Origin of the sequence: Frateuria sp. (genome assembly GCF_035943815.1) — a bacterium.
In the GTDB taxonomy this organism is placed as follows: Bacteria; Pseudomonadota; Gammaproteobacteria; order Xanthomonadales; family Rhodanobacteraceae; genus Frateuria_A.
Genome location: NZ_DASZBU010000004.1, coordinates 78,136 through 92,458 on the forward strand (window position 1 = coordinate 78,136; position 14,323 = coordinate 92,458).

Consider the following 14,323-nt stretch of genomic DNA (forward strand, 5'->3'; position numbering starts at 1 on the left):
AGGGGGAGGACCCGCGCCAGAGCCCCACGTACGAGTCCTTCCTGCGCGAACGGGGACAGATCGACAAGCACGGCACGCCAGCGGTTCCCTCTACACCCTCAGGAGCGGATAATCGGCGCCCCTTCATGCAAAGCGCGGCGGCACGATGTTCGTACCCGGTCAACGCTGGATCTCCACCGCCGAACCCGAACTGGGCCTGGGCACCGTCCTGCGGGTGGAGGGGCGCGGCGTGCAGGTGCTGTTCGCCAAGGCCGGCGTGCTGCGTCCCTACGCGATCGACTCCGCACCGCTGGTGCGCGCCGAATTCCGTCCCGGCCAGCGCGTGGCCGGCAAGGGCGTGGCCTTTCTGGTCGAGCGGGTGGAGATCAAGGAGGAACTGCTCATCTACCGCGGCGAAGGCCGCGAACTGCACGAGGGCCAGCTCGACGACGAGCAGAGCGTGAGCCAGGCCGACGATCGCCTGGTCGGCGGACGCACCGACCCGGTGGCGCAGTTCGAACTGCGCCTGGAAGGGCTGCGCCGCCGCGCGCAGGCCCGCCGCTCGCCGACCTGGGGCCTGGAGGCGGCGCGCATCGGCCTGGTGCCGCACCAGTTGCGCGTGGCCGGCATCGCCTCCTCGCGCAGGCCACCGCGCGTGCTGCTGGCGGACGAGGTCGGCTTGGGCAAGACCATCGAGGCGGGCATGATCCTCGCCCGCCAGCTCGCCACCGGCCGTGCTTCGCGCGCGCTGGTGCTGCTGCCGGACACGCTGGTCTACCAGTGGTTCGTCGAGCTGCTGCGCCGTTTCAACCTCAGCTTCGCCATCTACGACGAGGAGCGCTGCGAGGCGCTGGAACAGTCCGACCCCGCAGGCAACCCGTTCGAAGACGAACAACTGGTCATCGCCGACTTCCGCTTCCTGGAGGACAACCCCAAGCGCGCGCGCCAACTGGTCGATGCCGATTGGGATCTGCTGATCGTCGACGAGGCCCACCACCTCGCCTGGTCGCCCGAGGCCGCCAGTACGCGCTACACGCTGGTCGAGCAACTGGCGGCCAAGACGCCTGGCGTGATCCTGCTCACCGCCACGCCCGAGCAACTGGGTCGCAGCGGCCATTTCGCCCGCCTGCGCCTGCTCGATCCGCAGCGCTACCACGACCTGGGCGCCTACCTGGCCGAGGCCGATCGCTTCCGGGCACTCTCGCCGATCGCCGATCGCCTGCAGTCGGGCGAGCCGCTGGACGATGCACAGCGCGCCACGCTGAGCGGCATCTTCGCCGGCGACGATGCGCTGCTGGAGCTGCTGCAGGACACCACGCGCCCGGCTGCCGCGCGCGAGCTGCTCGACGCGCTGATCGACCGCCACGGCACCGGCCGCGCGATGTTCCGCAACCGCCGTGCCGGCATCGGCGGCTTTCCGCGCCGCATACCCGAGTGGCAGCCGATCGACGCCGATGCGCTGGACGAGAACGCACGCCAGGCGCTGCTGGCCGAATTCCACGCCGACATCCAGCAACCGCCGCCGGCGCTGGAGCTCGATTACGCCAACGACCCGCGCCTGGCCGCACTGGTCGCATTGCTCGATGACCACCCGCGGGACAAGTTCCTGCTGATCTGTCGCAGCCAGGCCAAGGTGCTGGCGCTGGAAGAAGCGCTGCGCACGCGTACCGGCGCGGGCATTGCGCGTTTCCACGAAGGCCTGGGTATCGTGCAGCGCGACCGCAACGCCGCCTTCTTCGCCCAGCCCGACGGCGCACGCCTGCTGCTGTGCTCGGAAATCGGTTCGGAAGGCCGCAACTTCCAGTTCGCCCACCGACTGATCCTGTGGGATCTGCCGCTGGATCCGGACCTGCTCGAACAGCGCATCGGCCGCCTGGACCGCATCGGCCAGGCGCACGACATCGCCATCCACATGCTCGCCGTCGAGGACAGCGCCCAGCACGTGCTGGCGCGCTGGTACGACGAAGGCATCGATGCCTTCCGTTCCAGTCCCGCCGACGGGCGCGAGCTGCTGCGTCGCTACGGCGAGCCGCTGGTGCGCCTGGCCGACGAACACGCGCGCAACGCCGATGGCCGCGACCAGGAACTGGACGCGCTGCTCGCCGACACGCGCGCCACCCACGAGGAGCTGGCCGCGTTGATCCGGGCCGGCCGCGATCACTTGCTAGAACTGGCCGCCAGCCGCGACCCGCACGCCGACGAGCTGGGCCAGGCCTTCCGCCGCGACGACGTCGACCCGTCGCGCGACGCCTACGTCCAGCGGCTGCTCGAAGCGTTCGGCATCCACGCCGAGGAACTCGGCGGTCAGGTGCTGCTGCTCGATCCCCAGTACCTCTCCACCGATGCCCTGCCCGGCTTCGCCGAGGGCCCGCTCTCGGCCACCTTCGCCCGCGAGGTGGCGCTGGCGCGCGAGGAGCTGCCGCTGCTGCGCTTCGACCACCCGCTGGTGCAAGGTGCGCTGGACCTCGCCCTGTCCGGCGAACAGGGCAACGCCGCCTTCATGGTCGACGACGCGCTGCCGCCGCGCAGCGCGCTGCTGCAGGCGGTGTTCCTGCTCGAATGCGTGGCCGACCGCGCGCTCGACGCCGAGCGTTTCCTGCCTACGCTGCCGCTGTCGGTCACCATCGACACGCGGTTGGCCGAACGCGCCGGCTTCGAGCCCAGCGAGGCGGCCGTGCGCAAGGCCGCCGACCGCAACATCGAGGTGCCGCGCTACCGCAAGTTCCTCGCCAAGCTGGTGCCGCCGATGCTGGAAAAGGCCGAGGCGATCGCCGGCCAGCACGCACGCGAGCACATCGACGAGGCGCTTGCCCAGGCCACCGCCACGCTGGACGCCGAGCTTTCCCGCTTGCGGGCCTTGCGCGAGGTCAATCCATCGATCAGCCCGTCCGAGATCGCCACGCTGGAGGCCGAGCGCCAGGCACTGCTCGCCGCCTTGCCGCAGTCGCGCCTGCGGTTGGATGCGGTGCGCTTCGTGGCCAGCCCGGATTTTCTGGCGTTGCGTTGAGGTTGGGCGCAAGGCCTCCCCACCGCCCTTCGGGCAACACCTTCCCCCGTGAACGGGGGAAGGATCGCGATCCCCCAAGTGTGAGCCGTTCCCTGTTTACGGGGGAAGTGTTTACGGGGAAGTGCCGACAGGCGGATGGGGGCAACCGAGTGGAATCTCCCCGCGTTGAGCGACCCGCGCCTTCAGGCCACACTCCCGCTCTCGCACAATGGAAAATTTTCGCATGCGCACTATCGGCCTCATCGGCGGCATGAGCTGGGAATCGACCGTCGAGTACTACCGCCTGATCAACCGCGGCGTACGCGACCGCCTCGGCCCGCTGCACTCGGCGCGCATGCTGCTGGACAGCCTGGACTTTTCGGTCATCGCCGCCTGCCAGCGCGAAGGCGACTGGGACGGCGCGGGAACACGACTGGCCGAGTCGGCCCGGCGCCTGGAGGCCGGCGGGGCCGACTGTATCCTGATCGGCGCCAACACCATGCACCGGGTGGCTGATGCGGTGGCCGCGGCCACCTCGCTACCGCTGCTGCACATCGTAGATGTCACCGCCGGCGCGATCCGCGCGCAGGGGCTGGACACGATACTGCTGCTCGGCACCGCGTTCACCATGGAGCAACCGTTCTTTCGCGACCGCATGCAGCGCGATCACGGCATACGCTGCCTGGTGCCCGAACCGGCCGAGCGGGCCGAACTGCATCGGGTGATTTACGAGGAACTCTGCGCCGGACAGTTCCGCCCGCAGGCCCGCGAGTACCTGCTGGAGCTCATCGTGGGCGGCGTGCGCGCCGGCGCGCAAGGCGCGATCCTGGGCTGCACCGAACTGGGCCTGCTGCTGGGCGATGCCGACGCGGGCGTGCCCGTGTTCGACACCGCCGCCTTGCACGCGGCCGCGGCGGTCGAGTTCGCGCTGGGCTAGGCGCCGGCCGGGCTCCTCAAGGCACGGTCGCCAGGCGTCCGCGCATACGCCGGTCGACCCCGAACAGCCGGTAGGCGATGGTCAGCAAGGCCACCCACGCCACGCCCACGTACAGCGCCACGCGCGTGTCGGCGCTGTAGCCGAGCATCACCAGCACGAACGCCAGGAAGGCCAGCGCCAGCACGCTGCTCGCCGGCCATACGCGCAGCCGGAACGGCAGTGGCGCGGTCTGCTGGCGGCGGAAGCGCCAGTGCGCTACCAGCACCGTGCCCCAGGTCCACACCGTGTTGAACGCCAGGATCGACATGATCATGCCGAAGATGCGCCCGGGAACCAGGTAGTTGAGCAGCACGCCCAGCAGCAGGAAGAAGATCGTGACGAGCACGCCGCGCACCGGCACGCCGCTGCTGCTCAAGCGGCCCATCGCCACCGGCGCCTGGCCCTTGCTCGCCAGGCTGTGCAGCATGCGGCTGCCGCTGAAGGTGGTGGAATTGAAGCTCGACAGCGCCGCGGTGATCACTACGAAGTTGATCAGTCCCGCCGCCTGCGGAATGCCGAGCTTCGCGAAGGTGGTCACGAACGGGCTGCCCTGCGTTCCCAGCTCGTTCCACGGATAGATCGCCATGATCACGAACAGCGAGCCGATGTAGAAGATCAGGATGCGCCAGATCACCGAGTTGACTGCGCGCGGGATGGTGCGCTCGGGCTGCGCCGCCTCGGCCGCCGCCATGCCGATGGTCTCGATGCCGCCGAAGGAGAACACCAGCACTGGCAGCGCCAGCACCATGCCGGTGAAGCCGTGGGGGAACCAGCCGCCGTGCGTCCACAGGTTGGAGATGCCCACCGGCTGGCCGCCGTTGCCCCAACCCAGCCAGATGATGCCCAGGCCGCCCAGGATCATCAGCACCACGGTGAGCACCTTGATCAGCGCGAACCAGAATTCCATTTCGCCGTAGACCTTCACCGCCATCAGGTTCAGGCTGCCGATCATTGCCACGGAAGCGAACGCCCAGATCCACTGCGGCAACTCGGGGAACCAGTCCTTCATGTAGATGCCCACCGCCGTACTCTCGGCGATGCCCACGCCCATCATCAGCACCCAGTAGTTCCAGCCGGTCAGGTAGCCGGCAAACGGCCCCAGGTACTTGTGCGCGTAGGCGCTGAAGGAGCCGGCGATCGGTTCGTGCGCCGCCATCTCGCCCAGCGCGCGCATGATGATGAAGATCATCGCGCCGCCGAACAGGTAGGCGATCAATACCGACGGCCCTGCCAGCTTGATCGTGCTGGCCGAACCCAGGAACAGGCCGGCGCCGATGCACATGCCCAGCGCCATGAAGGTGATGTGGCGCGGCGTCAGCCGGCGCTGCAGTTGCTCGCTCATGTAGGGCCCGTCAGTTTGGAGGGATCAGCGCATCAGCCGGCGCTTGGGTTTGAGGGGAAGGCGGCCGCGCCAGTATTCGATCAGCACGTAGCCGCCCAGCATGCCGCCCAGGTGGGCGAAATGCGCCACGCCCGCCTGCGTGCCGGTGACGCCCAGCACCAGTTCGACCGCGGCATAGCCGATCACGAACAGCCATGCCGGCATCGGGATCGGCAGAAAGATCAGCATGACCTTCTCGTGCGGATACATCATGCCGAACGCCAGCAGCAGACCGAAGATGGCGCCCGAGGCGCCCAGCGTCGGGTAGAAGCCGTGGGTAAACCACTGCACCACCATTAGTTGCGCCAGCGCCGCCACGATCAGGCAGACGAAGTAGTAGAGCAGGAACTCGCGTCCGCCGAACAACCGCTCGATCGGGCCGCCGAACATCCACAGCGCCAGCATGTTGAAGGCGATGTGCTGGAAGCCGCCGTGCATGAAGGCATAGCTCACCAGTTGCCACGGCCGGAAACCCACCGCCACCACGCCGTCGCCCAATTGCGCCCAATGGTCGGGCCCCCAGGGCCACAAGGCGAAATGCGCCACCAGCGCGTCGCCGAGCAACAGCTGCAGCAGATATACGGCCACATTGGCGATCAGCAGGTTGCGGGTGACGGGAGGTAGCTGCAGGGGCATGGTCGATCCGGTGGTTATCCGGTGAAGGGTAACCGATCGGCCTGCGGCCGCGGGCCACGCGCGCCGGCACGCCCCATGAAAAAAGGCCGCCTGTTGGCGGCCCGACTGCGGAAACCCCGTGGCGTCTCCCACTAACCGTTCTGTGCGATGCCCTCGGGCCGCCGTGCGCCGGCGAAGCGCTTGGCCCAATAGCCCTCATCGAGGCTGGAAACCTCCACCGACTTGCCAGCCGAGGGCGAGTGGATGAAGCGGCCGTTGTCCAGGTAGATGCCCACGTGCGAGATGCGCTTCTTGCCGCGGGTGTGGAAGAACACCAGGTCGCCCGGCTGCATGTCGTCGCGCTTGACCTTGATGCCGGCGAGGAACTGGGCGGCCGAATTGGACGGGAGGCGCAGGCCGATGGCGTGCGCGAACACGTAGCGGACGAAGCCGCTGCAATCGAACCCGGTGGTCGGCGAGTGCCCGCCGCGCACGTAGCGCACGTCGCGCAGCTTCATCGCCAGCGCGACCAGCGCCCCGCGCAGGTCCGAATCTTCCTCGTCAGCCGCTCCCGCGACCGGGTCGGTGGCAGGCGCCGCCGGCAGCAAGGCCGAGGGATCGGCCGGCAGCGTCGCCCGGGCGATCGCCGGGGCCAGGCTGGCCAGCGGCATCGGCAGCGGCGCGAGCACCGGCGTCGGCAGCGGCGCCTGTAGGGAACTCCCAGTGGCTGCATGCACGGGCGCGATCGCGAACAGCGCGGCGAAAAGGGCGGCGGTTACGATCGGTCGCTGGAAGGGCATGCGGGAAAATCCCTTTGCTGTTCTGGGGTTTGGCCGTCAACGCCGGTAGACGAGGCGACGAAGGACCGAAGTTAACAAAGGCTTCCCGCCGGGTTGTTCGATTGACGTTAACTAAACCCCGGCGTTTCGAAAACTTCACGCAGGCGCGTGACTGGGCGCACACCCGCAACCGCGCCAGCGCAAGCGGGTCGGGACAAATGAGGGCTGGTGCTGCGACGACGAGCGCCGGACAGTCGGCCGGTTGCCGTTCAGCGCCGTCCGAAGATGGCGGTGCCGATGCGCACCTCGGTCGCGCCTTCGGCGATCGCCAGGGGGAAGTCGCCGCTCATGCCCATCGACAGGCGCGGCAGGTCATGCCCGCACGCCTGGGCGGCATCGCGCAATTCGCGCAATTGGCGGAAACAGGCGCGGACGGCGCCGGGGTCGTCCGATTGCACGGCCAGTGTCATCAGGCCACGCACACGCAGGCTGGGCAAGCCGGCCAAGTGCTCGAGAAAGCCGTGCAGCGCATGCGGCGGCAGGCCGTGCTTGCTCTCCTCGGGCGAGGTCTTGACCTGCACCAGCACGTCGAGCGTGCGGCCCTCGGCTTCCAGCCGCCGGTGCAGCGCCTGAGCCAGTTCCGGCCGGTCCAGCGACTGCACTTCGTCGGCGAGGCGGGCCGCGTCCTTGGCCTTGTTGGTCTGCAGGTGGCCGATCAGCACCCAGCGCAGGGAGAGATCGGCCAGCGCGGCGGACTTGTCACGCAGCTCCTGCACCTTGTTTTCGCCGAAGCGGGCCAGACCCAGCGCCGTCGCCTCGCGCACCGCCTGCGGCCCGAAGGTCTTGCTCACCGGCAGGATCGCGACCTCCGCCGGATCGCGGCCTGCCGCGCGGCATGCCGCATCCACGCGGGCGCGCACGGCGGCCCAGCGCGCGGCGAGCGTGTCGTCCGGCTGGCCCATGGACTCAGCCGCGCTTGGCCTGTTCGCCGTGGCGGGCGACCACCTCGGCCACCACCATGCTCACCTTCTTGCCGGTGGGGATGTGCAGGAACTCGTTGGGGCCATGCGCGTTGGAATGCGGGCCCAGCACGCCGGTGATCAGGAACTGCGCCTGCGGGAACTTCTCGCCCAGCATGCCCATGAACGGGATCGAGCCGCCCTCGCCCATGTACGCCGCCGGCGCGCCGAAGTAGTGCTCGGACGCCTCGGCCACCGCCTGCTCGAGCCAGGGCGAGAGCTGCGGCGCGTTCCAGCCGCTGCCGTCCTTCTCCAACTTGAAAGTGACCCTGGCGCCGTAAGGCGGGTCCTTCTCCAGCAGTTCCTTGAGGAACTTGCCGGCCTTCGAGCCGTTGAGGGTCGGCGGCACACGCAGGCTGAGCTTGACCGCGGTGAACGGGCGCAGCACGTTGCCCGCGCTCTCCAGCGCCGGCATGCCGCCTACGCCGGTGACCGCCAGCTGTGGCCGCCAGGTGCGGTTGAGCACCAGTTCGACCAGGTCGTTGGTGACCGGCCGCATGCCCTCGACGAAGGGGAACTTGTCGTACACCGCCTCGCCCAGCACCTCGGTGGAGCGGCGTGCCTGCTCGATGCGCTGCGGCGGGATTTCCACGTACAGTTCCTCGGGCTTGATCCGGCCGGTGGCCGGGTCTTCCAGCCGCGAAAGGATCTCGCGCAGGATGCGGAAGCTCGAGGGCACCACGCCGGAGGCGTCGCCCGAATGCACGCCCTCCTCCAGCACCTGCACGGTCAGCTCGCCGCCGGTCATGCCGCGCAGCGAGGTGGTCAGCCACAGCTGGTCGTAGTTGCCGCAACCCGAATCCAGGCAGACCACCAGGGAGGGACTGCCGATGCGCGCTGCCAGGTGGTCGACGTAGAACGGCAGGTCGTAGCTGCCGGACTCCTCGCAGGCTTCGATCATGATCACGCAGCGTGCGTGCGGCACGCCCTGCTCGGCCAACGCCAGCAACGCGGCGAGCGAGCCGAACATCGCATAGCCGTCGTCGGCGCCGCCGCGGCCATAGAGCTTGTCGCCCTTGAGCACGGGCGTCCACGGACCCAGGCCCTCGGCCCAGCCGGTCATTTCGGGCTGCTTGTCCAGATGCCCGTACAGCACCACCGTCTCGTCGCAGCCGGCCAGCGTGGCCGGTACGTCGATGTAGATCAGCGGCGTGCGGCCGGGCAGCCTCACCACTTCGAGCGTCGCCCCGGGCAGGCCTTCCAGCTTGCCGCGCGCCCAGCGCTCCAGCAGCGCCACCGCCTGGTCCATGTAGCCGTGCTCGACCCATTGGGCATCGAACATCGGCGACTTGTTGGGGATGCGGATGTACTCGACGAGCTGCGGCACGATCTCGCCGTCCCACAAGCCACCGATGAAGCCGGACAGGCGCGCGGTATCCATGGGTGGACTCCTTCAAAAACGTACGGGGGAAGCGGCCTAGTGTACCAGCGCCACCCGCGCTGCCCGGCGGCGAGCCGACAAACCGGTGGGGCATCGCCGACACCGGACAGAGGTCGATCCGCGCCGACGCCACGCCGCAGGCCGACGGCGGCCAGTCGCCCTGCTCGCCACACTGGAGATGCGGCAACGATGCCGTCGACCCATCCACGTCCAGACCACCCAGGGAGGGAAACCCATGCAAACGAAATTCCGCAACCTGCTCGCCGCACTGGCCGTCGCGGCCTCGTTCGCCCTGCCGGCCTTCGCCGCCACGCCGGTGAACGTCAACAAGGCCGATGCCGCGACGATCGCCAAGTCGCTCGATGGCATCGGCCAGTCCAAGGCACAGGCGATCGTGGCCTGGCGCGAGGCGCACGGCCCGTTCAAGCGCATCGAGGACCTGGCCCAGGTCAAGGGCATCGGCAAGAGCACGCTCGAGCGCAACCACGATGCCATCCGCTTCAGCGGTGACCTGCCGCCACCGAAGGCCGAGGAGCCTGCAAAGAAGAAGGCAGGATCCCGCCAGGCCAAGGCGGCCCAGGAGAGCTGAGTTTCGGCACGGGAGCGCGGAGGCGCTCCCCAGCCATGGCAGTGGCCGGTCGCCGCCCAGGGACGGGCATCCGGCGGCCGGCAAGCCACGAGGAGACCAGATCCCGAATCAGCCCGCCATGGCGCTACACTCGCGCGCTTTCCACGTCGCCGGGCCGCCATGATCCTTCCGCGCTATCGCATCGCCCCGTCCACCATTGGAGGCGCTGGCAAGGGCCTGTTCCTGGACGAGGACGTGGCCGCCGGGCGCGTCATCACCGCTCCCGACGCCATCGACCGTACCTACGGCGCCCAGGAGCTTGCCGCGCGCCCGGACCTGGCCTACGCCAGCGCGCGCTGGTTCGAGGAGCGCTACACGCTCTCGCCTGACTGGCCCGACGAGTGCTACATCAACCACAGCTTCGAGCCCACGGGGCTGTGGCACCTGGGCTTCGTGTTCGCCCTGACCGACCTTGCAGCCGGCACCGAGCTGACCGTGGATTATCGCCACCTGCTGCCGCCGGGGCAGGCCGAAGACTTTATCGACACGGCCAGCGGTGAGAAGATCGTCGGCTTCGGCTGGGCCGAAAGCCTGGCCTCAAGTACCCGCGCGCTGGGCCGATTGTTCCGCTAGCGGCCAGCCACACGACCGACGATGTCCATTATTCCCACCCTCGAGACCTCGCGCCTGCGCCTGACCGCGCTGGCCGGGCACCACTTCGACGACTACGCCGCCATGCTGGCCGACCCCGACAGCACCCGCTGGATCGGCGACGGCCAGCCGCTGGACCGCACCGGGGCATGGCGCTCGCTGGCCATGCTGCTCGGCCACTGGGAATTGCGCGGCTGCGGCATGTGGGCGCTGGAACTGAAGGACAGCGGCCAGTTCGTCGGCCGCGCCGGCCTGATGTACCCGGAAGGCTGGCCCGACCTGGAAATGGGCTGGATGCTCAAGCCGGAGTTCCGCCATCAGGGCTATGCCACCGAGGCGGGCCACGCGGTGCTCGATTTCGCGTGGAACCAGTTGCACGCGCCGCGGGTGATCAGCCTGGTGCGCATCGGCAACGAGGCATCCGATCGCGTCGCCGAACGGCTGGGCGGCGAGCACATCGAGGACATGGACTTCTACGGCAACCACAACCACGTGTTTGCCTATTACCCGCCCTACCGCGAGTCGCGGCGCGCCTGGGCTTGATGGGACCTGCGCAAGCGCCCCACCCAGAACCCACATCCCCTACATGCCGCCACGGCGCGGTGCCAGCGACCGGCCCACGGCCGCGAGCGCGAACAGGCGGGCGATGCGGGTCCAGCCCACCGCGACCACGGCCAGCTCGGTGAGCAGCAGCGCGAGCAGGAAGCCGCCAAGGCCCACCGCAGTGGTGTGGATGCGGCCCACGCCCAGGGCAAGCGCGATCGCATAGCCGATGGCGCCGATCACCAGATAGCTCGACAGCGTTCCCAGCGGACGGCGGATGAGTTGCACGAACCCGCGCCCCAGCGCGCGCGTTGCCGAGCGCAGTCCCGGATCGACGATGAAGGCGGCACGCGCCGAATCGGCTACCGCGTGGGCAAGCACCAGCAGCACCGCCAACACCCACAGCGCCGTGTGCTGGAACCGGTCGGCGGCGCTCTCCAGCACGGCCTGGTCGGCCTGCTTGTGCGCCACGCCCAGGGCCATCGCCCCGAGGCCGACCGCGATCGCGTACGGGAGCAGCGACCACAGCAGCACGCGGAACATGCGGCCGTATTCGATCACGCCCGACTGCAGCAACTGGCCCAGCCCCAGCACGCGCCCGGCGCGGCCAGCAGCTACCGCCATGCCGCTTAGGAACGGGCCGAGCAGCAGTGCCAGCACCGTGGCCAGCACCAGCGAGCCATGGAACCAGCCGCTGCCCTGGCCCAGAGCTGTCATCGTGTCGCCGAACATCAGCGCGTCGAACTGCCTGGCCCACGCCGCCGCGTGCACGGAATGGTCGAGCAGGTCGGCCAGCGCCCGCCACAACGGCAGGGCCACCACCGCGGTAGGCAGCAGCAGCAACACCAGCCACAGCAGCAACAGGCGCCACTGCATGGCGGCAAGCGGCGCGCGCAGAACGGCGCCCACGTCGATACGTCGAGTGTTCGAGGTCATCATCACAGCGACACCAGCAACGAGTAGAGGGCCTGCATGAGGGCGGCGAAGTCGGCGGTCCAACGGCGCGATGCGGCGCCATCGGGCTTGCTGGTGCGGCTGTCGTTCAACTTGTCCGCATCCAGGTAGACGCGCCGCTGCGGATCGAGTTCGGCCGACTCGACCTTGGCCGGCCCGGTGAAATCGAAGCGCGCCCAGCGACGGTCATCGTTCCACTTGAGCTCCTGATGGCTGCCGTCGGCGAAAGTAACCCGCAGAATCTGCGGCACCGGCGAGCCCTCGCGCACCACGCTCACCGTGCTGCGCCAGGGGAACGGTCCAGTGCCGGGCTTGGCCTGGGGATGGGCCTTCTTCCAGTCCTCGCGCTGCCTGGCGATCCGCTTGTCCAGTGCCGTACTGTCGCCGTCGCTGTGCTTGCCGTCGGCGGGCATGCTGCCGGCGATCGGCAGGACCTCCTCGGTATCGATGCTGGCCACGCGGTCGTCGATGTGCGCGGTGCCGTAGACGTATTGATCGAACACCTCGTTGACGTTCTTGGCGTCGCCCGATACGTCGATCAGTGTGGCGCGAAGGTCGGCCGCCGAGGGGTGGCGGAAGTGCCAGCGGCGGTAGTACTCGCGGAACGCACGCTCCATCACGTCGTGCCCCAGGCGCTCCTCCAGATCGTGCATCGCCGTGGCGGTACGCGAATAGACGGTGCCGTAGCTGCCGCTGGAATAGCGGTCCCAGGCGTTCTCGCCCAGCGGGTCATAGGGGTGCTTGAGGTCCGCGGCCAGGCGTTCCATCGCAAAGCCGGTCATCGAGGGCGCCAGGCCCAGCCGCCTGAGGCCTGCGGTGGTCAGGTCGATGCTCTGGCCGCGCGCGCGCAGCATGCGCTGGTCCCAGTATTCGTTGAGGCCTTCGTCGAGCATCGGCTCCTCGAATTCGTTGGACGCCAACAGGCCATAGAAATAGCCGTGGCCGAACTCGTGGATGGTGACGAAGTCGATCGCGTACTGGCTGATCGTGCCGGGCGTGACCTCCTTGTAGCCCTCGGCCGTGAAGAAGGTCGGGTACTCCATGCCGCCCGCCTCGGAGGCGTTGTAGGGCGGCACCACCGCGGTCAGCGTGCGGTAGGGATAGGCGCCCAGCGTGCCGGAGAAATACGTCAACGAATCGGTGCTGGCCTTGAGCACCGGCTGGGCGCTGGCGGCGTACTCGAGCGGATAGAGCACACGCACCGCGACCTTCGGACTGCCAGGCCCCTGCCAGCTGCTCTCGATCACCTTGTAGCCCTTGGCCGCGACCCAGGCGAAGTCGTGTACGTCGCCCTGCACGTAGTGGTAGGTGGTCTTGCCGTTGGCGGTGACCGGCGCGCCCTGCTGCTCGCCCACCGCGCCGACCGTGTAGTCGCTGGGCACGGTCATGGTGACGTCATAGCGGCCAAAGTCGGCGTAGAACTCGCTGTTGAAGTGGAACTCGTGCACGTTCCAGCGCACCTGGGTGGCGCCGCGCTCGCCCGGCAGCTCCAGCACGCCGATCTTGGGGAACCACTGCGCGACCAGGTTGAAGTCGCCCCACGAGCCGGTGCGCTCGACCACACGCGGCAGCTGGCTCAGGAAGTCGATGTCCAGCGTGAGCGTGCCGCCGGCCGGCACCGGCTGGGCCAGGTCGATGCGCGCCACGGTCTGGTCCGTGGAGGGGCCGCCATCGGGGTGCACGAACTCCCATTTGAGCGCGGTGCCGCCCTGGCTGACCTGCTTGAGGTCGATCCAGCCCCATTGTCCTTTCTCGAGCTTGGCCGCGCCGCGTGAACCGCTGTGTGCGGTCAACACTTCGCGCTCGGTGAAAAAGGTGCTGCCTTCGTTCTGGAAGGCATTGAGGTACAGATGCACGTAGATGCTGCGCACCTCGCGGTCGCTGCGGTTGCGCCAGGCGAGTTGTTCCTTGCCGGCGATCGCGTGCCTGGCTGCATCGAGGTCGGCATCGATGCGGTAGTCGACCACGCGGTCGGACAAGGTCGCTTCCTGGCCAGTGCGCGGCCCGCCCCAGGCGCCCGGGGCACTGGGCAGGCCGGGCGCGGCGGCGTTTGCGGGTGCGAAGGGAATCGGGGCTGCCACTGCAGCGGTGGCCGCCGGCGCAGGAGCGGCGGCCTGGGCATGGGCCGGGTGCGCAACGGCGGCGGCGCCCAGCAGCGCGCACAGGCCCAGCCATCCGGTAACGGTCGGTCTCATCAAGCGATCTCCCCTTCGTGCCGGGCCGTCGGCCCGTGTGATGTCCCCGGAACGGACGGATGCCTCCCCAGCATCCGTCGCAGGCACTCAGCGTGCGGTATCCCTACGCGCCCCACATAGGCCAAAGGTCACGCCCGATCACCTGCCGGCGGCCTCTAGCTGTGATCTCTCAGTAGGTTGTTCACCCGGGGCGATCCCGGGATTCTGGAGGTGCGACCCAACCAGCACACCAGGAGCCCCGGATGAACCTGCATAAACATGCCCGTCTTACGCCCCGAGGTCGAGCCCTGCTCGTG

The 14,323-nt window shown here is 68.9% G+C and carries 12 protein-coding genes; 5 read left to right on the forward strand and 7 right to left on the reverse strand.

Features of this window, described 5'->3' with window-relative positions:
- Nucleotides 1–145 precede the first annotated feature (145 nt).
- A complete protein-coding gene (gene rapA, locus VGU65_RS01605) occupies nt 146–2,986 on the forward strand; it encodes an RNA polymerase-associated protein RapA (RefSeq protein WP_327472411.1) in 2,841 nt (946 codons plus the stop codon).
- A gap of 223 nt (nt 2,987–3,209) precedes the next feature.
- Nucleotides 3,210–3,902: an aspartate/glutamate racemase family protein gene (locus VGU65_RS01610; RefSeq protein ID WP_327472412.1), complete on the forward strand. Its 693-nt coding sequence runs from the start codon at nt 3,210–3,212 to the stop codon at nt 3,900–3,902.
- A 16-nt stretch (nt 3,903–3,918) separates the two neighbouring features.
- Here VGU65_RS01610 and VGU65_RS01615 read toward each other — a convergent pair whose 3' ends face one another.
- The 5 genes from VGU65_RS01615 to VGU65_RS01635 all read right to left on the reverse strand — a co-directional run bounded on the left by VGU65_RS01615 (nt 3,919) and on the right by VGU65_RS01635 (nt 9,116).
- A complete protein-coding gene (locus VGU65_RS01615; RefSeq protein ID WP_327472413.1) occupies nt 3,919–5,283 on the reverse strand; it encodes an amino acid permease in 1,365 nt (454 codons plus the stop codon).
- Between the two features lie 24 nt (nt 5,284–5,307).
- Complete coding sequence (locus VGU65_RS01620; RefSeq protein ID WP_327472414.1) at nt 5,308–5,958, reverse strand: rhomboid family intramembrane serine protease; 651 nt, start codon at nt 5,956–5,958, stop codon at nt 5,308–5,310.
- A gap of 131 nt (nt 5,959–6,089) precedes the next feature.
- Entirely contained in the window at nt 6,090–6,737 is a 648-nt protein-coding gene (locus VGU65_RS01625) for a C40 family peptidase (protein WP_327472415.1), read from the reverse strand.
- Between the two features lie 248 nt (nt 6,738–6,985).
- The gene (locus VGU65_RS01630) at nt 6,986–7,678 is read right to left on the reverse strand and encodes a YggS family pyridoxal phosphate-dependent enzyme (protein ID WP_327472416.1); all 693 of its coding nucleotides are present in this window, start codon (nt 7,676–7,678) and stop codon (nt 6,986–6,988) included.
- 4 nt (nt 7,679–7,682) lie between these two features.
- Entirely contained in the window at nt 7,683–9,116 is a 1,434-nt protein-coding gene (locus VGU65_RS01635; protein ID WP_327472417.1) for a M20 family metallopeptidase, read from the reverse strand.
- 235 nt (nt 9,117–9,351) lie between these two features.
- Here VGU65_RS01635 and VGU65_RS01640 point away from each other — a divergent pair, with 235 nt between their 5' ends.
- The 3 genes from VGU65_RS01640 to VGU65_RS01650 all read left to right on the forward strand — a co-directional run bounded on the left by VGU65_RS01640 (nt 9,352) and on the right by VGU65_RS01650 (nt 10,878).
- Nucleotides 9,352–9,705, forward strand: a complete 354-nt coding sequence (locus VGU65_RS01640) for a ComEA family DNA-binding protein (RefSeq protein ID WP_327472418.1) — start codon at nt 9,352–9,354, stop codon at nt 9,703–9,705.
- Nucleotides 9,706–9,864: 159 nt separating this feature from the next.
- Nucleotides 9,865–10,317, forward strand: coding sequence for an SET domain-containing protein-lysine N-methyltransferase (locus VGU65_RS01645; protein ID WP_327472419.1), 453 nt, complete (start codon nt 9,865–9,867; stop codon nt 10,315–10,317).
- Nucleotides 10,318–10,338: 21 nt separating this feature from the next.
- Nucleotides 10,339–10,878: a GNAT family N-acetyltransferase gene (locus VGU65_RS01650; RefSeq protein WP_327472420.1), complete on the forward strand. Its 540-nt coding sequence runs from the start codon at nt 10,339–10,341 to the stop codon at nt 10,876–10,878.
- A 39-nt stretch (nt 10,879–10,917) separates the two neighbouring features.
- On the opposite strand, the gene VGU65_RS01655 is transcribed toward VGU65_RS01650, so the two are convergent.
- Together VGU65_RS01655 and VGU65_RS01660 are read right to left on the reverse strand one after the other, a co-directional pair.
- On the reverse strand, nt 10,918–11,817 hold the full coding sequence (locus VGU65_RS01655) for a hypothetical protein (RefSeq protein WP_327472421.1): 900 nt from the start codon (nt 11,815–11,817) through the stop codon (nt 10,918–10,920).
- Nucleotides 11,817–14,027 carry a M1 family metallopeptidase gene (locus VGU65_RS01660; protein WP_327472422.1) on the reverse strand — a complete coding sequence of 737 codons (2,211 nt, stop codon included), beginning with the start codon at nt 14,025–14,027 and terminating at the stop codon, nt 11,817–11,819. The genes VGU65_RS01655 and VGU65_RS01660 overlap by 1 nt, the downstream gene beginning before the upstream one ends.
- Nucleotides 14,028–14,323: the final 296 nt, after the last annotated feature.

Coding starts and splice junctions, on each gene's coding strand:
- VGU65_RS01645 (WP_327472419.1), top strand. CDS start 9,865: ATGATCCTTCCGCGCTATCGCATCGCCCCGTCCACCATTGGAGGCGCT.
- VGU65_RS01655 (WP_327472421.1), bottom strand. CDS start 11,817: ATGATGACCTCGAACACTCGACGTATCGACGTGGGCGCCGTTCTGCGC.
- VGU65_RS01635 (WP_327472417.1), bottom strand. CDS start 9,116: ATGGATACCGCGCGCCTGTCCGGCTTCATCGGTGGCTTGTGGGACGGC.
- VGU65_RS01640 (WP_327472418.1), top strand. CDS start 9,352: ATGCAAACGAAATTCCGCAACCTGCTCGCCGCACTGGCCGTCGCGGCC.
- VGU65_RS01660 (WP_327472422.1), bottom strand. CDS start 14,027: ATGAGACCGACCGTTACCGGATGGCTGGGCCTGTGCGCGCTGCTGGGC.
- VGU65_RS01625 (WP_327472415.1), bottom strand. CDS start 6,737: ATGCCCTTCCAGCGACCGATCGTAACCGCCGCCCTTTTCGCCGCGCTG.
- VGU65_RS01630 (WP_327472416.1), bottom strand. CDS start 7,678: ATGGGCCAGCCGGACGACACGCTCGCCGCGCGCTGGGCCGCCGTGCGC.
- VGU65_RS01650 (WP_327472420.1), top strand. CDS start 10,339: ATGTCCATTATTCCCACCCTCGAGACCTCGCGCCTGCGCCTGACCGCG.
- rapA (WP_327472411.1), top strand. CDS start 146: ATGTTCGTACCCGGTCAACGCTGGATCTCCACCGCCGAACCCGAACTG.
- VGU65_RS01620 (WP_327472414.1), bottom strand. CDS start 5,958: ATGCCCCTGCAGCTACCTCCCGTCACCCGCAACCTGCTGATCGCCAAT.
- VGU65_RS01615 (WP_327472413.1), bottom strand. CDS start 5,283: ATGAGCGAGCAACTGCAGCGCCGGCTGACGCCGCGCCACATCACCTTC.
- VGU65_RS01610 (WP_327472412.1), top strand. CDS start 3,210: ATGCGCACTATCGGCCTCATCGGCGGCATGAGCTGGGAATCGACCGTC.